At 67.2% G+C, this 17,261-nt stretch carries 15 protein-coding genes and 1 riboswitch; of the genes, 10 read left to right on the forward strand and 5 right to left on the reverse strand.

The features are described from left to right. The first annotated feature begins 77 nt into the window (after positions 1-77). Positions 78-506: a DoxX family protein gene (locus tag PWF70_RS02670; RefSeq protein WP_006356906.1), complete on the forward strand. Its 429-nt coding sequence runs from the start codon at positions 78-80 to the stop codon at positions 504-506. 17 nt (positions 507-523) lie between these two features. Here PWF70_RS02670 and PWF70_RS02675 read toward each other — a convergent pair whose 3' ends face one another. Then, positions 524-1,096, reverse strand: a complete 573-nt coding sequence (locus PWF70_RS02675; protein ID WP_035755297.1) for a hypothetical protein — start codon at positions 1,094-1,096, stop codon at positions 524-526. Positions 1,097-1,205: 109 nt separating this feature from the next. Here PWF70_RS02675 and PWF70_RS02680 point away from each other — a divergent pair, with 109 nt between their 5' ends. Then, the gene (locus PWF70_RS02680; RefSeq protein ID WP_006356908.1) at positions 1,206-1,700 is read left to right on the forward strand and encodes a DUF5709 domain-containing protein; all 495 of its coding nucleotides are present in this window, start codon (positions 1,206-1,208) and stop codon (positions 1,698-1,700) included. On the opposite strand, the gene PWF70_RS02685 is transcribed toward PWF70_RS02680, so the two are convergent. Continuing rightward, entirely contained in the window at positions 1,701-2,450 is a 750-nt protein-coding gene (locus tag PWF70_RS02685; RefSeq protein WP_035755261.1) for a Clp protease N-terminal domain-containing protein, read from the reverse strand. 178 nt (positions 2,451-2,628) lie between these two features. Between PWF70_RS02685 and egtB the strand changes: the two genes are divergently transcribed. Continuing rightward, positions 2,629-3,930, forward strand: coding sequence for an ergothioneine biosynthesis protein EgtB (gene egtB, locus PWF70_RS02690; protein ID WP_035755258.1), 1,302 nt, complete (start codon positions 2,629-2,631; stop codon positions 3,928-3,930). After that, positions 3,927-4,862 carry an L-histidine N(alpha)-methyltransferase gene (gene egtD / locus PWF70_RS02695; RefSeq protein WP_006356911.1) on the forward strand — a complete coding sequence of 312 codons (936 nt, stop codon included), beginning with the start codon at positions 3,927-3,929 and terminating at the stop codon, positions 4,860-4,862. Before egtB ends, egtD begins: the two co-directional genes overlap by 4 nt. A gap of 6 nt (positions 4,863-4,868) precedes the next feature. Here the strand turns inward: egtD and PWF70_RS02700 are convergent, their stop codons facing one another. Further along, positions 4,869-5,924: an LLM class flavin-dependent oxidoreductase gene (locus PWF70_RS02700; RefSeq protein WP_035755256.1), complete on the reverse strand. Its 1,056-nt coding sequence runs from the start codon at positions 5,922-5,924 to the stop codon at positions 4,869-4,871. A 215-nt stretch (positions 5,925-6,139) separates the two neighbouring features. Between PWF70_RS02700 and PWF70_RS02705 the strand changes: the two genes are divergently transcribed. From PWF70_RS02705 to PWF70_RS02720, 4 genes are read left to right on the forward strand one after another with little or no spacing between them, the layout of a single operon-like run. Then, a complete protein-coding gene (locus tag PWF70_RS02705; protein WP_035755254.1) occupies positions 6,140-6,529 on the forward strand; it encodes an SHOCT domain-containing protein in 390 nt (129 codons plus the stop codon). Between the two features lie 49 nt (positions 6,530-6,578). Continuing rightward, positions 6,579-7,562 carry an ABC transporter permease gene (locus tag PWF70_RS02710; RefSeq protein ID WP_035755251.1) on the forward strand — a complete coding sequence of 328 codons (984 nt, stop codon included), beginning with the start codon at positions 6,579-6,581 and terminating at the stop codon, positions 7,560-7,562. A gap of 1 nt (position 7,563) precedes the next feature. Continuing rightward, entirely contained in the window at positions 7,564-10,632 is a 3,069-nt protein-coding gene (locus PWF70_RS02715; RefSeq protein WP_286352826.1) for a dipeptide ABC transporter ATP-binding protein, read from the forward strand. Next, positions 10,629-12,281 (forward strand): ABC transporter family substrate-binding protein, encoded by a 1,653-nt coding sequence (locus tag PWF70_RS02720; protein ID WP_035755246.1) that lies wholly within the window; start codon positions 10,629-10,631, stop codon positions 12,279-12,281. Before PWF70_RS02715 ends, PWF70_RS02720 begins: the two co-directional genes overlap by 4 nt. 118 nt (positions 12,282-12,399) lie before the next feature. Here the strand turns inward: PWF70_RS02720 and thiD are convergent, their stop codons facing one another. Then, the gene (gene thiD / locus PWF70_RS02725) at positions 12,400-13,257 is read right to left on the reverse strand and encodes a bifunctional hydroxymethylpyrimidine kinase/phosphomethylpyrimidine kinase (protein WP_006356938.1); all 858 of its coding nucleotides are present in this window, start codon (positions 13,255-13,257) and stop codon (positions 12,400-12,402) included. After that, positions 13,254-14,945 carry a phosphomethylpyrimidine synthase ThiC gene (gene thiC / locus PWF70_RS02730; RefSeq protein WP_006356939.1) on the reverse strand — a complete coding sequence of 564 codons (1,692 nt, stop codon included), beginning with the start codon at positions 14,943-14,945 and terminating at the stop codon, positions 13,254-13,256. Before thiC ends, thiD begins: the two co-directional genes overlap by 4 nt. Then, positions 14,937-15,051, reverse strand: a riboswitch (TPP riboswitch). It overlaps the preceding gene by 9 nt. 194 nt (positions 15,052-15,245) lie before the next feature. Here thiC and PWF70_RS02735 point away from each other — a divergent pair. Together PWF70_RS02735 and PWF70_RS02740 are read left to right on the forward strand one after the other, a co-directional pair. Beyond that, complete coding sequence (locus PWF70_RS02735; protein WP_006356940.1) at positions 15,246-15,593, forward strand: GNAT family N-acetyltransferase; 348 nt, start codon at positions 15,246-15,248, stop codon at positions 15,591-15,593. Between the two features lie 181 nt (positions 15,594-15,774). Then, a complete protein-coding gene (locus PWF70_RS02740) occupies positions 15,775-17,244 on the forward strand; it encodes an aldehyde dehydrogenase family protein (protein ID WP_042378233.1) in 1,470 nt (489 codons plus the stop codon). Positions 17,245-17,261 lie beyond the last annotated feature (17 nt).

The following is a 17,261-nucleotide window of genomic DNA, read 5'->3' on the forward strand; positions in this document are numbered from 1 at the left end:
GTGATGTCGTCGCGGACACTGTGAGAGTACCTGGCGGCGGGGATCCGGGCCCGCCCGATGATGCGAGGAGCAGGGTTATGAGCGGATTCGGCAGTGTCGCGCAGTTTCTCGCGCGATTGATACTCGGCATCATCTTCATCGCCCACGGCTGGCAGAAGCTGGTGACGCAGGGGATGGACGCCACGAAGGTGGCCTTCGGTCCGGCCGGCATGGACGTGCCGTACCCCGATCTCGCCGCGTACTACGCGACCTGGGTGGAACTGGTCGGCGGCATCCTGCTGATCCTCGGCCTGCTGCTTCCCATCGTCGCCACGCTGCTGATCGCGGACATGATCGGCGCGATCGTGTTCGTGCACTGGGATGCGGGATTCTGGAACGCCGACAGCGGCTACGAATGGCCGCTGGCACTGATCGCCGGTCTCCTGGCCGTCGGCTTCACCTCGGCGGGACGAGCGGCCGCGGACAGCTACATCATGCGACGGCGGCGCCGAACCGACGTGGTCTGACCTCGACTCTCGTCGGGTCAGGCGAACGCGAGGCCGTCGATGGTGGCCGAACTCCGCGAGGCGGTGTCGTTGTCGGCGAGCTGAGCCACCAGGCGAGCGATCACCGTGCGTTCCTCGTCGGCGTGGTGCAGGCCCACTCCGTCGATCTCGCCCGGGGTGAGGATCTCCAGGGGATCGGTGTCGTGCCGGTGGATCACGGCGGCACCGAGAAGGCGCTGTGCCTGACCGGGGTCGATGTCCCAGAGAGCGTCGGCGGTCATGAGGTAGAGGCGGATGGCCGTCGGGTAGTCGTGGAGGTTGACGAGCGCCCAGGCCCAGTGTTTGGCGACGTCGACGGTGTCGGCTTCCCCGCGGCCGTGGGTGCGCACGTACTTGCCGTGCAGCTCGCTGCAGAGGTAGTTGGCGTCGGTCCACAGCTGCAGGTGCGACATGCATCGGACGCAGTCGTGCAGGTTGGACAGATACTTCGTCGAGTACGGTCCCTCGCGTCGTGCCCTGACCTCGCGGAGGACCGAGAATGCGGCGAGCGCATGCTCGTATTCGCCCGCGGAGAGGAGAGCTTCGGCCTCGACCTGCAATTCCTCGATCATCTTCGTCATTCTGGTCGATTCCGCTGACGGTTACCGGCGTATTGACCGAACTGGGACAACCCGCGCCGATCTCTGGCACAGGCCACGACGGGCTGGCATCGTGACAAGGATGAAGGACGACATCGGCAGCACCCCCGAAGGCTCCGACGGCGAGTACAGCCTTGACGAGGACGATCAACTCCAGCCGGAGGACACCCTGGTCGACCGCGGCGTCGACGACGTCCTCGACGAGGGATTCTCACCACCCGACTACCGGCCCAAAGGTGCTGTCCACGGGCTGACGGCCCAGGAGCAACGCGAGGGCGAGAGCCTCGACGAGCGGCTGGCCGAGGAGGAGCCCGACGTCGGGGCGGTCGATCCGCTCGACGAGATCACAGCCGACGAGCGCGCCAAAAAGGATTGGCGCGCACATGATTCCGACCGGAGCGAGGAGTTCGACGAAGACCACGAGGTCGGTGACCGACGAGCCGGTCGGCTGATCGCGCCGGACGAGGGTTCGGGCATCGACACCGAACCCGAGGCCATCGCCGCCGACGCGGGTATCGACGGCGCGGGCGCCTCGGCCGAAGAAGCCGCGGTGCACTACATCTCTGACCAGGAGTAGCTACTCGGCCGGCGGGGTGAACTGCGCGAGCGTCGTGATGATCGTGTCGCGGATCGCGGGCTTGTCGAGCCCGAGGTCCGTGAGCGCGGCGGCCACCGAGTCGTCGGCGAACAGCCCGAGCAGCAGGTGTTCGGTGCCGACGTAGTTGTGCCCGAGGTCGACGGCGACGCCGACGGTCGCCTCCAGGACGGCCTTGGCCGCGTCGTCATAGGGCACGACGGTCGACGCCTCGGAATCCGGGATGTCCCGCGGCGCCGGGACGAGGGGCGCCATGGCCTCCGAGAACGCCTCGACGTCGACGCCGAACTCCCGCAGCACCACGAAGACCAGGGCCTGCGGATCGACGCTCATCGACGCGGCCACGTGGGCGGGGGTCACGAATTCGGCCCGATCCGCGGCCGCCGCACCGTTGGCCGCCATCAGGACATTCGCCGCGCGGGGCGTGAACCTCGAGAACGGGTCCGACGCGTCGGCCGGTCCGGCCCCGGCATCGCCGGTCGTCGACACCCGGTCGACGAATCGCTTCTGAGCTGCCTGTTTGCTGACGCCCATGCTGGTTCCGATCGCGGTCCACGAGGCCCCGGAGCGGCGAGCCTGGTCGACGAAATGGCCGATCAGGCTGTCGGCGACCTCGTCGAGGTGGGCCGCGGCGAGGACCGCATCGGACAGTTGGTCGAGCGGGTCGTCGTGCACCTTGCGGATCGCGGCGATCAGGTCGTCGAGGCGAACGGGAATGCGGTTCTTTGCCATGCGTCAACCGTAGATTGACGAGACTCGGCCGTCAACCCTCGGTTGACGATTGGTGTTTTAGGGGGCCGGACGCAAGACGACCATCGTTGACAGAGATGGAAACCGTCGTGACGATGGATGCGGAGATTCGCCCAAGACGCCGCCGCACACTCCTTCGTTTGCCACGGGAGGCTTTCCAGTGAGCATCACCGAACCCACCGTCCGCCCCGATCCGCGATCGGGAGCGGGGTCCCCGGATGTCGAACCCCCTGGAGTGGACGCGGGCGGTTCCGACACCGTCCGCCGCTTCCTCGACGTGCGATCGCGGACCGATGCTCTCGCCGAACGGCTCTCGCCGGAAGACCAGACGCCGCAGTCGATGACCGAGGCGAGTCCCGCGAAATGGCATCGGGCGCATGTCACCTGGTTCTTCGAGGAGTTCATCCTCCGCCGGGACCCGGGCTACACGGTCTACGACGAGACGTTCCGGTACCTGTTCAACAGCTACTACGAGACGGTGGGAGAACGGCATCCTCGTTCCGATCGCGGCCTGGTGACCCGACCGGGCGTGCGCGACGTGACGCGGTATCGCGAACACGTGGACGCGGCGATGGTCGCGGCCCTCGAGTCCGGCCGACTCGACGACGCCGCACTCGACCTCGTCGAACTGGGCTGCAATCACGAACAACAGCACCAGGAACTGCTGCTCATGGACATCAAGCACCTGTTCTCGACGCACGCGTTCGGGCCGGTGTACGTCGACCGTGAACCCGATGTGCCCGGGGAGGTCGCGCCGATGGGCTGGCGTGAGTTCGCCGGCGGTGTGCACGAGGTCGGTGCTGTCGGAAGCGGATTCGCCTACGACAACGAGGGGCCCCGGCACCGTGTGTATCTCGAGGACTTCGCGGTGTCCGACCGGCTCGTGACCAACGCCGACTGGCTGGAGTTCATGGCCGACGACGGATACCGACGCCACGAGTTCTGGCTCTCCGACGGGTGGGGCACGGTCAACCAAACAGGCTGGCATGCACCGGGTTACTGGCGCGAAGAGGACGGTGGCTGGACCACTTTCACCTTGTCCGGGCGCCGCCCGGTCGTGCCCGACGAGCCGGTGACCCATGTGTCCTTCTACGAGGCCGACGCCTACGCCCGCTGGGCCGGCGCGCGCCTCCCCACCGAATTCGAATGGGAGGTCGCCGCGGGAACACTCGGCGACGCGCGTGGCCGGCTCCTCGACCCTGGCCGATGTCATCCCGGTCGGGCCGGTTCGGCGATGGTCGGTGACGTCTGGGAGTGGACGGCCAGCGCGTACCTGCCCTACCCGGGATTCGTCCCGGCGAACGGGGCGGTGGGCGAGTACAACGGCAAGTTCATGTCCGACCAGCACGTCCTGCGCGGCGCGAGCGCGGTGACCCCGGCCGGCCACGAGCGGATCACCTACCGGAACTTCTTCCCCGCTGCGTCGCGGTGGGTGTTCTCGGGACTGCGGCTCGCCCGATGACTCTTGCCGCGGATGCACTTTCGGGGTTGTGGCAGGACCCGCCGACGCTGCCCACCAAATGGCTCTACGACGAGCGCGGGAGCAAGCTCTTCGACGAGATCACCCGGCTGCCCGAGTACTACCCGACGCGTCGTGAGACCGCGATCCTGCGCGCGCGTGCGGCCGAGATCGCCGATGCCACACAGGCACAGGTGATGGTCGAACTGGGTTCGGGCACCTCCACCAAGACCCGGCTGTTGCTCGATGCCTTCAGCGCCGCCACCCCTGACGCCGAGCGATTCACCTACGTACCGGTCGATGTCAGCACCGAGATGCTCACGACCACGGCCGACGTGCTGTCCGCGGACTACCCGGGGATCGACGTCGTCCCGGTGGTCGCGGACTTCACCGAACCCGATCTGCGTCTGCCCGACGCCGACGGCCCCCGCCTCGCCGTGTTCCTCGGCGGCACCATCGGGAACTTCGACCCCGACGCGCGGCGCGCGTTCTATCAAGGCCTGGCGAAGGCGCTCTCGCCCGGCGACTTCTTCCTGCTCGGCACCGACCTCGTCAAAGACACCGGCCGGCTCGTCGCCGCCTACGACGACAGGGCCGGTGTCACAGCCGATTTCAACCGCAACCTCATCGAGGTCCTGCGGACCGGGCTCGACGCCCGCGGCCTGTACGCCGACGACTTCGAACACATCGCGCGATGGAACCCGCGCGAACACCGCATCGAGATGTGGCTGCGCGCCCGCCGGGACATCGACGCCTACTTCGAGGTCCTGGGCCGGGCGTGGCGGCTGCCGGCCGGCACCGAGATCCACACCGAGATCAGCACGAAGTTCGAGCCCGACGCACTGCGCGACGAACTGGAATCCGCCGGACTCCAGGTGGTCACCGTGTGGACCGACCCGGCCGGGGATTTCGCGCTCACGCTCAGTCGGCGCTGAGACCGCTCACCCCTCGGCGAGCAGCTCGCGCACCCGCGGGATGACCTTCGTGCCGTACAGCTCGACGCTGCGCATCAGCTGTGTATGGCCCAGGGTGCCGTGGGAGTACTTCATGTCGAAGCGACTCAGCCCGAGAGCCTTCGATGTCGAGGCGATCTTGCGGGCGACGGTCTCCGGCGATCCGACGAACAGTGCACCGTCGGGCCCGGTGGACCGCTCGAACTCGAAACGGCTGGGCGGTGGCCACCCTCGTTCGCGCCCGATCCGCGCCACGTATCCCCGATAGTGCGGCCACAACTCCTCGCGTGCCTGCTCGTCGGTGTCGGCGACGTGTCCCGGGCAGTGCACGCCGACCGGGAGGGCGTCCTTCTCCAAGTCGGCGAGAGCGCGGTGGTAGAGGTCGACATAGGGGCGGAAGCGGAGCGGGTCGCCGCCGATGATGGCCAGCATCAGCGGAAGCCCGTACGACGCTGCGCGCACCACGGATTCGGGGCTGCCGCCCACTGCGATCCACGTGGGCAGCGGGGGATTCTCGAGCTGGGGGAACACGGGCTGAGCGCGTAGCGGGCCGCGCGTCGAGCCGGACCAGGTGACGGGGTTGCCGGTGCGCAGTTCGGTGAAGAGAGAGAGTTTGTCGGCGAACAGCTCTTCGTAATCGGAGAGGTCGTAGCCGAAAAGAGGGAACGACTCGGTGAACGAGCCGCGGCCGAGGATCACCTCGGCGCGGCCCGAGGAGAGGGCATCGACGGTCGAGAACCGCTGGAACACACGGATCGGGTCGTCGGAGCTCAGGACGGTCACCGCCGATCCCAGGCGCATCCGGCTGGTGCGCGCGGCGATGGCGCCGAGGACCACCTCGGGTGCGGACACGGAGTAGTCAGCGCGGTGATGTTCGCCGACGCCGAGGAAGTCGACGCCGACCTCGTCGGCCAGGACCGCCTGGTCGAGCACGTCGCGCAGGGTCTGCGCGTCGGAAAGCGGGCTGCCATCGGGTGCCGCGGTGATGTCACCGAAGGTGTCCAAGCCCAACTCGAGTTCATGCCTGGCCGTGTGTGATTCCATCGCGTCTCTCTGTTCGTCCGGTTCTGCTTCGAGCCGGAACTGCTTATGGGACACATTCTCATATGCGGCAAATGGTGCACCGCTGACTCGTGCTAATAGTTCTCACGGCCACTTTGGCCTGACAGAGCAGTACCGAGGGTATTGCTGTGCCATGCTTCTATCCGTCAGGGGGCCATTGTGAAGTGGTCCTTTTCTTCTAGAAAGAGGAGACCTTCATGTGGGACTCATTCTGGGACTTCATCTGGTACACCATCGTCATCTTCGCGTTCGTCGCGTACCTGATCGTCCTGTGGCACATCATCACCGACCTGTTCCGTGACAAGAAGGCGTCGGGGTGGCAGAAGGCGGTCTGGGTGATCTTCCTGATCATCTTCCCGTACATCACTGCGATCGTGTACCTGCTGGCGAAGGGCAAGGGTATGGCCGAACGTCAGCGCGAGGCCTTCACCGAGGCCAAGCAGGCGTCGGACGAGTACATCAAGTCGGTGGCGGGAACCTCTCCGACCCAGCAGATCACCGAGGCGAAGGCTCTCCTCGACTCCGGTGCCATCACCCCCGAAGAGTTCGAGCACCTCAAGGCGAAGGCTCTCGGCGGAGCGGCTTGAGTCACGCTACGGTCGGGTGACACCGACCTGACGACGACCTGGAGCCGCGGTGATCGGATACCTGTGTAAACGCATCGCGGCCTGGGCTGTCCTCGTCTTCCTCGCAACCAATCTGACCTATTTCCTGGCCACCTGGTTCCTCGACCCCCGATCCAATTACGCCGTCCGGCGACCCCCGTTGCCGGAGAGCGTCGTCGACGCCACGCTGTCCTCCCACAACCTCAACGACAAGACCCCGCTGGTCGAGCGTTGGTGGAACTGGCTGACCGGCGTGGTGTTGCACTGGGATTGGGGGTCGACGCCGGTCGGTGAGAGCGTCAACAGCGAGATCGGTTTCCGGCTGGTCTCCTCGGTGCAGCTGCTCGCCGCCGCCACCGTCATCTCCACCCTGCTGGGTATCGCCCTGGGCGTCTACACGGCCCTCCGCCAGTACAAGCTCGCCGACCGTGCGTGGCAGTTCATCTCGATAGCGATGATCAACCTGCCGGTTCCCGTCGTCGGCCTGGGCATCGTGCTCGCCGCCATCTCGCTCAATCAGTCCCTCGGCCACAGCGTCGTCTACGTCTCCGGGGCCGCCAGCGTGGGGGTCGAGGGATTTTTCCCGGTGCTGCTGGACCGCATCCAGCACCTCATCCTCCCGAACATCACCCTGGTCGTGATCCAGTACGCCGGACTGCATCTGCTCCAGCGTTCGATGGTGCTCGACACCATCAACGCCGACTATGTCCGCACGGCACGTGCGAAGGGACTCACCCGTGGGGTGGCTGTTCGACGACATGCGTTGCGCACGGCCATCATCCCGGTTGCGGTCGGTATCGCCTTCGCGATCCCCGCGGTGTTCACCGGCGCGGTCCTCACCGAGACCATCTTCGGCTGGGAGGGGATGGGCCGGTACTTCGTCACCTCGATCAACACCAACGACATCCACGGCGTCGTCGCCGTCGCCGCATTCGGTGCCCTGGCCACCGCGGTCGGTGCGATCCTCGCCGACCTCGCCGTGGTCTACCTCGATCCGAGAGTCCGGGTGAGCTGAGATGGCGATGATGCCGCCGGAACCGCGCGGGCCGCAGTCCGGTCACCTCGACGCGACCGCCCCGATCATGGGTGAGACAGGCGGTGTCCTCGACGAATCGGACACCGCGTCGGCGCCACTGGCCCGGCGGCGCAGCGGCCGGGTCAAGATCTTCGCCAGACGGTACGCGCGCAACCGGTCCGCGCTGCTGGGCCTGGCCATCTTCGTCCTGCTCGTGCTGTTCGGCGTCTTCGGCGGACTGTTCACCGCGTACTCCTACACCGACACCGATTTCCTGGCGATCGGCTTCCCGCCGTCGACGCACGGGTCGGATGGCGCCCACTGGTTCGGTACCAACGACGCCGGCAACGATCTGTACGCGCAGGTGGTGCACGGACTCCAACGTTCGCTGACGATCGCCCTGGCCGTGTCGATCGGGACGACCGCGATCGCCGCGTTCCTCGGCGGGCTCGCCGCCTACTTCGGCGGTTGGGTGCAGCGCGTCGTGCTGGGCGTCGTCTACCTGCTCCTCGTGGTGCCGACGTTCCTCATCCTCGCCCTGGTCTCCAACAGCACCGGTGGTGACTGGCGGTGGTTGATCGTCGTGCTCATCGCGTTCGGCTGGATGATGCTGGCGCGCGTGATCCATTCCCTGGCGCTGACCGTCCGCGAGCGCGACTATGTCGCCGCCGCAAAGTATCTGGGCGTGTCCCCGGTGACCATCATCCTCCGGCACATCCTGCCCCAACATCGCGTCGTTGCTGGTCATCAACTTCGCCCTCGGCGTGGTGGCCGCGGTGCTCGCCGAGACCGGGCTGTCGTTCCTCGGGTTCGGTGTGAAGATCCCCGACGTCACCCTCGGCTCACTGCTGCAGGCGGGTGCCGGGACGCTGGCCGCGTCGCCGTGGCTGTTCTGGTTCCCCGCGGCCGCGCTGGCGCTCCTCACGGTCTCGATGGCGCTCATCGCCGATGGCCTGCGCGACGCCTTCGACCCTTCGTCGAGTGGAGGTGCCCGTCGATGACGAATCCCGATGCGGTGCTGACGGTCCGGGACCTGACAGTGGATTTCGGCAGCGAGGCAGGCGTCGTCGCCGCCGTCCGCGGTCTCGACTTCGACCTGCGGGCCGGCCGGACCACCGCCATCGTCGGCGAATCCGGATCAGGGAAATCGGTTTCGGCACTGGCGGTTTCGGGACTGCTACCGGACAGTGCGCACATCAGCGGATCGGTCGCACTGCGGGGTCGAGAACTGATCGGGTTGTCGGACAAGAAGATGTCCGCGGTCCGGGGTTCGGAGATCGCGATGGTCTTCCAGGACCCGCTGTCGTCGCTGACCCCGGTGTTCACCGTGGGAGCGCAGATCTCCGAGGCGCTGCGGGCCCATCAGTCCATCACCGCCAAACAGGCCTGGTCGCGCTCGGTCGAACTGCTCGACCTGGTCGGGATCGGCGATCCGCAGCGACGCGCCAGGGCTTTTCCGCACGAGTTGTCCGGCGGGATGCGGCAGCGTGTGATGATCGCGATGGCGATCGCCAACGACCCGTCGGTGATCATCGCCGACGAACCGACCACCGCGCTCGACGTGACCATCCAGGCACAGATCCTCGATGTGCTGGCCACGGCGCGACGGGAGAGCGGCGCCGCGATGCTGTTGATCACGCACGATCTCGGCGTCGTCGCGGGTCATGCCGACGATGTAGTGGTGATGTACGCCGGGCGGGCGGTGGAGACCGCCGACGTCGACACGCTCTTCGGCGGACCGCGGATGCCGTACACGATCGGATTGCTGGGAGCGGTGCCGCGGGTGGACCATCGGACCGATGCGCTCATCCCCATCCCGGGGACGCCTCCGCTTCTCATCGACGTGGCAGACCGATGTCAGTTCGCGCCACGGTGTCCCGTCGCGATCGATGACTGCCGCGGTAGCGAACCGGCGCTGGCGGAGGTGGCCGGCGGCCACCGGGCGGCGTGTATCCGCGTGGAGGAGATCGACGGCGACGGCCGGATCAGTGGTGAGCCGGTGTTCCCGCCGCCCGATGTGCCGGCGGCGTCGCCGGCAGTGACCGACCGGCAGGAACGTGCGACCGTCCTCGATGTGGTGGACATGACCAAGGTCTTCCCGCTGACGAGCGGTTTCCTCAAGCGTCGGGTGGGTTCGGTGCGGGCCGTCAACGGGATCAGCTTCGACATCCGGAGCGGTGAGTCGATGGCCCTCGTCGGAGAGTCGGGCAGCGGCAAGTCGACGACTCTGCTGGAGATCATGGACTTCGCGCAGCCCGAGGGCGTCGTCCGGATCGGCGGGGTGGACCCGGCGGCGGTCCGTTCACGCGAGGCCCGCGCGTTGCGCCAGAAGACGTCGATCGTCTTCCAGGACCCGTCGGATGCGCTCGACCCTCGGTTCACCGCCTTCGACATCATCGCCGAACCGCTTCGCGCGCTGGGGGTTCCGAGAGCGGAGACGGAGGAGAGGGTCACGGGTCTCATGCGGCGCGTCGGGCTGGATCCCGTTCACGCCGACCGTTTCCCCGCCGCCTTCTCCGGCGGCCAGCGACAACGTCTCGCCATCGCGCGGGCACTCGCCACCGACCCCGATCTGATCGTCCTCGACGAGCCGCTGTCGGCCCTCGACGTCTCCGTGCAGGCGGACGTCGTCAACCTGATCCGTCACCTCCAAGCCGACGGCGACGTGGCGTATCTGGTTGTCGCCCACGATCTCTCCGTGGTCCGACATCTCGCCGACCGCGTCGCGGTGATGTATCTGGGTTCGATCGTGGAGTCAGGGCCCACCGAGGCGGTCTTCGCCGAACCCGCGCATCCCTACACCCGGGCACTCTTGTCGGCAGTGCCCATTCCGGACCCGCGCGTCGAACGCGAGCGGCAGCGCATCGTCCTGACCGGCGAACAGCCCAGTGCGACAGACGAGATCGTCGGATGCAGTTTCACCACCAGGTGCCCGTTGCACGCCCGGCTCGGCGAGGAGCGTCGCGAGCGGTGTCGGACGGTCGTACCCCTACTGCGGCCGACGGATCAGCACGGTGCTCCTGCTGTCGACCACAGAGCGGCATGCCATTTCCTGGAGGTGGACCGGTGAAGCGCTGGTCGGTGATCATCGCCGCGATGGCCGTGACCATCGCCTGCATCACCGGTTGCGGTGCCGCGATCGACACCGGGGCGGTGAAGACCGAAGGAGCCTCGCTCAACCTGCAACCCCGGGAGAATCTCGAGGACGGCGGCAGTCTCACGACCGTGCTCGCGGAGGTATCGGCCCAGTGGAACACCTTCCACGCCGACGGCAACGCCTACACCCTGGCCTTGTGGCGCTGGTACAACCCGGTGCTCGCCTACTTCTCGCCGGACGGGCAGTACGCGCCGAATCCCGACTACCTCACCGACGTCCGTACCGAGGTCGTCGGCCGGGACACCGTGGTCACCTACACCATCAACCCGAAGGCCTTCTTCAACGACGGCACACCGATCGACTACCGCGCCTTCGTCGAGACCTGGCGCACGAGCCGGGGCATCGACGATCGCTACATCGTCAGCTCCACCGACGGGTACAGCCAGATCGCCTCGGTCACCCGCGGCGCCGACGACCGTGAGGTCGTCGTGCGCTTCGACGGCGTCTACGCCTGGCCCGACGGCCTGTTCAACGTCGTGCTCCACCCGAAGGCCGCCGATCCCGACGTCTACAACGAGGGCTATGTCCGGAAGCCGCATCCCGAATGGGGCGCCGGACCGTTCACGATCGCCTCCTACGACGCCGACAACGGGACCGTCGTCTTCGAACGAAATCCCAAGTGGTGGGGAAAACCCGGCAAACTCGACCGACGGATCTTCCGGCAGATGGAGTCCCAGGCGGCGCTCAACGCCTTCCAGAACGGCGAGATCGACGCGACCGGGGTGGCCGCCAAAGACGCGCGCGCGCGGGCACTCACGATGAACGGCATCGACATTCGCACCGCGGCCGCACCGCAGCAGTCGTTGCTGGTGCTCAACCTCGACACCCCGATCCTGTCCGATCGGCGCGTCCGTGAGGCCGTGCTCTCCGCCGTCGACCGGGAGACGCTGTCGCGCATCAGGTTCACCGGCCTCAACTACACGGAGGAACTCCCCGGTTCGTTGTCGCTGTACCCGTTCCAACCGGGATACGAGGACAACCTGTCGGACGTGTTGTCCTACGACCCGGCGAAAGCCGAGGAACTGCTCGACCGGTCGGGGTGGACCGAGGGTGGGGACGGCATCCGCAGCAAGGACGGGAGACGGCTGTCGCTGGAGTTGCCCAACATCGGCGACGACACCACGACCCAGAACCTGTCACGCGCGCTCCAGGCGATCCTGAAGAAGGTGGGCGTCGACCTCGCTGTCCGCCAACGCCCGTCGGCCGACTTCTCACAGGTGGTGGTCAACAAGGAGTTCGACGTGCTCCTGCTCGGCTTCTCGTCGAGCGACCCCTTCGGCATGGCCTACTTCTGTCAGGTGTGGTGCATGGGGTCCCAGCTGAACCCCGCCGGTGCCGGGTCCCCGGAACTCGACGCACAGATCCGTGCGATGTCGAGGATCGGCGACCCGATGGCCCAGATCAAGGCGGGGAACGAACTCGAGCGCGAGGCCTTCGCGCAGTTCTCCAACCTTCCCCTCTTCAACGGTCCGTCCATGGTCGCGGTGAAGGAAGGGCTCGCCAATTACGGAGCGGGACAGTTCTACGTCGGTCCCATCGAGGACATCGGCTGGGAGAAGTAGGTCTGCGCCTACTCTCGCGGTGCCGTTTCCTTCCCGCGGGCGCTAGCCGGCACGCGGGAAGGAAACGGCACCGCGGGACCGAAGTGCGTATCGGCGAGATCGTTCGCTCGGCGGTGCGTCAGTAGGGGCCGCTCACCCGCCACAGCGGGTTCACCGGGCCGTGGCCGGCGCCGAGCGGATAGGCGGCGGCCAGGCCGCGGGTGACCCACTTCTTCGCGAAGCAGACTGCGTCGGGCACCGAATAGCCGTGTGCCAGGGCGCAGGTGATCGCCGCGGCGAGGGTGTCACCCGCGCCGTGGTCGTGGGCGGTGTCGATGCGCTCGTGGTTGAGCTCGATGAACTCCGCGCCGTCGTAGAGCAGGTCGGGGGAGTGGTCGCTCGACCGCAGGTGGCCTCCCTTGACGAGCGCCCACGCGGGTCCGAGATCGAACAGCGCCTTCGCTGCGTCGCGCTGGGAGCCGGTGTCGACGACGTCGATGCCGGTGATGAGGCGCACCTCGTCGAGGTTGGGTGTCACCACCGTCGCCAGCGGGAAGAGGTTGTCGCGCAGGGTGTCCAGGGCGGAGTCGGCGAGTAGTTGATTCCCGTGCATCGAGGCGCACACCGGGTCGACGACCAGCGGCGAGGAACCGTCGCGACCGATACCGCTCGCCGAGCACTGCGCGACGACGGCGTCGATGATCGGTGCAGACGCCAGCATGCCGGTCTTGGCGGCGCCTACGCCGATGTCGTCGGCGACCGTGGCGATCTGGGCGGCGACGGTCTCCGGTGCGATCTCCTGGAAACCGGTGACGCCCAGCGAGTTCTGCACGGTGACCGCGGTGACCGCGACACAGCCGTGCAGGCCGAGCAGCGCGAAGGTGCGCATGTCGGCCTGGATGCCGGCACCACCGCCGGAATCCGATCCGGCGATGGTCATCACGCGGACCGGGGTCTCTCCCGGTGCTGCGACGGGCAGCAACTCGACGTCGGTCACGCAGAACCTCCGGGACCGGTTTCGAGCGGCAGGTACACACGGTTGCCCGCCTCGGCGAACTCGGCCGACTTCGCCGCCATCCCTTCGGCGATCTTGCGGTCGATGTCTTCGGCGGTCACCAGGTTGTTCTCCTCCGCGTAGGCGCGCACGTCGGCGGAGATCCGCATCGAGCAGAACTTGGGACCGCACATCGAGCAGAAGTGCGCGGTCTTCGCAGGCTCGGCCGGCAGGGTCTCATCGTGATACTCGCGGGCGGTGTCCGGGTCGAGGGCGAGGTTGAACTGGTCGACCCAGCGGAACTCGAAGCGCGCCTTGCTCAATGCGTCATCACGTTCCTGCGCCCGCGGATGTCCCTTCGCGAGATCCGCCGAGTGGGCCGCGATCTTGTAGGTGATGACGCCGACCTTCACGTCGTCCCGGTCGGGCAGCCCGAGGTGCTCCTTGGGTGTCACGTAGCAGAGCATGGCCGTGCCCGCCTGGGCGATCATCGCCGCGCCGATCGCGGAGGTGATGTGGTCGTAGGCGGGTGCGATGTCGGTGGCGAGGGGGCCGAGCGTATAGAACGGCGCCTCCTCGCAGAGTTCTTCTTCGAGACGCACGTTCTCGACGATCTTGTGCATCGGGATGTGTCCCGGGCCCTCGATCATCACCTGCACGCCATGGGATTTCGCGATGGAGGTCAGTTCGCCGAGGGTGCGCAGTTCGGCGAACTGGGCCTCGTCGTTGGCGTCGGCGATCGACCCCGGACGCAGTCCGTCGCCGAGGGAGAAGGTGATGTCGTAGCGGCGGAAGATCTCGCACAGTTCGTCGAAGTGCGTGTACAGGAACGATTCTTCGTGGTGCGCCAGGCACCAGGCGGCCATGATCGATCCGCCCCGCGAGACGATGCCGGTGACCCGCCGGGCGGTCAGCGGCACATAGCGGAGAAGCACTCCGGCATGCACCGTCATGTAGTCGACACCCTGCTCGGCCTGCTCGATCACGGTGTCGCGGTATATCTCCCACGTGAGAGCGACGGGATCGCCGTTCACCTTCTCGAGGGCCTGGTAGATCGGCACGGTCCCGACGGGGACGGGGGAGTTGCGCAGAATCCACTCCCGGGTGGTGTGGATGTCGGCGCCGGTGGACAGGTCCATGATGGTGTCGGCGCCCCATCGGGTGGCCCACACCATCTTCTCGACCTCGTCCGCGATCGAACTGCGCACCGCAGAATTGCCGATGTTCGCATTGATCTTCACCGCGAACCGCTTGCCGATGATCATCGGCTCCGACTCCGGATGACGATGGTTGGCCGGGATGACGGCGCGGCCGATGGCCACCTCGGAGCGGACCAGGTCGGGGTCGACGCCCTCCCGTGCCGCGATGAACCGCATCTCATCGGTGACGATCCCCGCTCGCGCCCAGGCGAGTTGGGTGCTCGCGCCGTCGACGGGTTCCGGGCGGTGCCACGCGTCCCGGGTCGGTGGCAGGCCGCGCTCCACGTCGATCACGGCATCGGGGTCGGTGTACGGCCCGGAGGTGTCGTAGACGTCGAGGTGCTCACCGTTCGTCAGGTGGATTCGGCGCTGCGGTACACGGAGGTGATCGACGGAGAGGTAGTGCTTGGAGCTGCCCTCGATCGGCCCGGTGGTCAGACCGCCGTCTGTGAATGTCGCAGTGGTGGGTGCGGTGGATACACGTGTGCCCATGATGGTTCTCCCTACGCCGGCATTACCCGGACAGGTTCGAGCGGTCGGCGACCGCCCGTCGCCATCTCAGCCCTCGGTCATCGTGAGAGCCCCCGCGTGTGTGATTGTGTTGCGTTCGCCACCCTACAACGTCGGTCAACACCTGACGATGCGCCCAGATGCTCACTGCACCGGATCACCGGGAGGTCTCGGCAGTTACGGAACCGTAAGGTAGGGTGTGACCCTAGTCACAGGGGCCCTTGCGTCGAGCCGCGACGTCCTGCCGGTGACCCGCCACAGTGATCACGTGAGGAGATGTAGGTGTTACGCAAGAACCGGCATCGGCCGCCGCAGTCGGCGCGATCCATTCTGCAGCAGATCGCTCAGGTGGTGCACAATCCCGACCGCGAGAGGTTCGAACTCTGGGTCGCGGGGGATCTCGTCGGGGTGCTCGGCTACTCGATCGAGACTGTCGACGGTCAGACCACCATCACCGTTCTGCACACGGTTCTCTACGACGAATACAGCGGTCACGGGCTCGCCACCCGTCTCACCCGGACGGTCATCCACTTCGCCCGGGAGCGCAACGCGCGGCTTCGGCCGGTGTGCTCGTTCACCAAGAACTATCTCGACCATCACCCGGGGATCGTCGAGCTCGCGCCGGTGTGACCAGGCGGCTTCCGCGCGCCCGCGGTGCCGCTTGCCGGCGTTGGCGTTCTTGTACGCCAGGGTGACCCGCGGTCGAGGTTTTGTACCCTCGGGCGACGACCTTGCGTGCCGATGCGGACGTATTGTTCGGCGGTGATCCCGCCCGGTTGTCGGGCCGACTGCTGCCACGGAAGCGAGAACGATGACCGAGACGGTCGAGTCCCTGTACAACCTCATCGACGGACAATGGGTCGACGGCGAGGACGCGCCCTTTACCAGCGACAGTCCCGGTGACCCGAACGTCGTCGTGGCCGTGGGGCGTCGGGCGAGCATCCGCCAACTCGACGCCGCGGTCACCGCGGCCGGACGCAGCCTGGCCGAGTGGTCACGCCTGTCCACGCACGAACGCGGTGGGGTACTCGTGCAGGCTGCCGGCGTCCTGGAGCGCAATGCCGAGGAATGGGGCGCGGAACTCGCCCGCGAGGAGGGCAAGACGCTCGCCGAGGGTATCGGCGAGGTGCGGCGCGCCGCGCAGATCCTCCGCTACTACGGCGCCGACGGCGACCGCGAGGCCGGCGAGGTGTACTCGTCACCGCGCAAGGGTGAGCGAATCCTGGTGACGCGCAAACCGATCGGCACCATCGGTGTCATCACTCCGTTCAACTTCCCGATCGCGATCCCGGCGTGGAAGATCGCGCCGGCCCTCGTCTACGGCAACACCGTGGTATGGAAGCCGGCCGGCACCGTTCCGCTGCTCGCGTTCCGTTTGGCGAAGGCCCTGACCGAAGCCGGGCTCCCCGCCGGCGTAGTGAACCTGACGTTCGGCGACCGTGAGATCGGCGACGCCATCGTCCATCACACCGGCATCGACGCCATCACCTTCACCGGGTCGACGGGGGTCGGACGCGGTATCGCGGCCGCCGGCGCCGCGCGCGGCGTGCTGGTGCAGGCCGAGATGGGTGGCAAGAACGCCGCGATCGTCCTCGGTGACGCCGACCTGGACCTGGCGGTCCAGCAGATCCTGTTGGGAGCGTTCCGCTCCTCGGGCCAGAAGTGCACGGCCACATCGCGACTCGTCGTCACCGAGGCCGTGGCCGACGAACTCCTCGCCGCACTGAGCACGGCCGCCGCCGACCTGGTCGTCGGTGATCCCTTGGACCCCTCCACCGAGATGGGTCCGGTGATCACGGCCCCTGCTCGTGACACCATCAGGGCCGGCATCCTTCGCGCAGTCGAGCAGGGTGCGACCGTGCTCACCGGAGGTGACCAGCCGCCCGTAGGTATCCCCGAAGACGGATACTTCTTGTCCCCGACGATCCTGGAACTACCGTCCACGGACCTCGACGTGTGGCGCGACGAGCTCTTCGGTCCGGTCCTGGCGGTGGTCCGTGTGCCCTCGGTCTCCGAGGCGTTCCGGGTGGCCGGCGACGGCGAGTACGGGTTGTCCGCTGCACTTTTCACGCAGGATCTCACCCGTGCACTGGAGGCGGTCGACGACCTCGACGTCGGTATCCTGCACGTCAATTCGGAGTCGGCGGGCGCCGATCCCCATGTACCGTTCGGCGGAGCCAAGAAAAGCGGGTACGGGCCCAAAGAGCAGGGACGTTCGGCGCGCGAGTTCTTCACCCACACCACCACGGTCTACCTCCGTGGTGGCGCGCCGCGCATCTGACGGCCGTCGACACCGAC

It is taken from the genome of Gordonia sp. Swx-4 (genome assembly GCF_030316175.1).
In the GTDB taxonomy this organism is placed as follows: domain Bacteria; phylum Actinomycetota; class Actinomycetes; order Mycobacteriales; family Mycobacteriaceae; genus Gordonia; species Gordonia alkanivorans.

Excerpts from the sequence above, each read along its gene's own strand:
- PWF70_RS02670 (WP_006356906.1), top strand. The coding sequence starts at position 78 with ATGAGCGGATTCGGCAGTGTCGCGCAGTTTCTCGCGCGATTGATACTC.
- PWF70_RS02675 (WP_035755297.1), bottom strand. The coding sequence starts at position 1,096 with ATGATCGAGGAATTGCAGGTCGAGGCCGAAGCTCTCCTCTCCGCGGGC.
- PWF70_RS02680 (WP_006356908.1), top strand. The coding sequence starts at position 1,206 with ATGAAGGACGACATCGGCAGCACCCCCGAAGGCTCCGACGGCGAGTAC.
- PWF70_RS02685 (WP_035755261.1), bottom strand. The coding sequence starts at position 2,450 with ATGGCAAAGAACCGCATTCCCGTTCGCCTCGACGACCTGATCGCCGCG.
- egtD (WP_006356911.1), top strand. The coding sequence starts at position 3,927 with ATGACTCTTGCCGCGGATGCACTTTCGGGGTTGTGGCAGGACCCGCCG.
- PWF70_RS02700 (WP_035755256.1), bottom strand. The coding sequence starts at position 5,924 with ATGGAATCACACACGGCCAGGCATGAACTCGAGTTGGGCTTGGACACC.
- PWF70_RS02705 (WP_035755254.1), top strand. The coding sequence starts at position 6,140 with ATGTGGGACTCATTCTGGGACTTCATCTGGTACACCATCGTCATCTTC.
- PWF70_RS02715 (WP_286352826.1), top strand. The coding sequence starts at position 7,564 with ATGGCGATGATGCCGCCGGAACCGCGCGGGCCGCAGTCCGGTCACCTC.
- thiC (WP_006356939.1), bottom strand. The coding sequence starts at position 14,945 with ATGGGCACACGTGTATCCACCGCACCCACCACTGCGACATTCACAGAC.
- PWF70_RS02740 (WP_042378233.1), top strand. The coding sequence starts at position 15,775 with ATGACCGAGACGGTCGAGTCCCTGTACAACCTCATCGACGGACAATGG.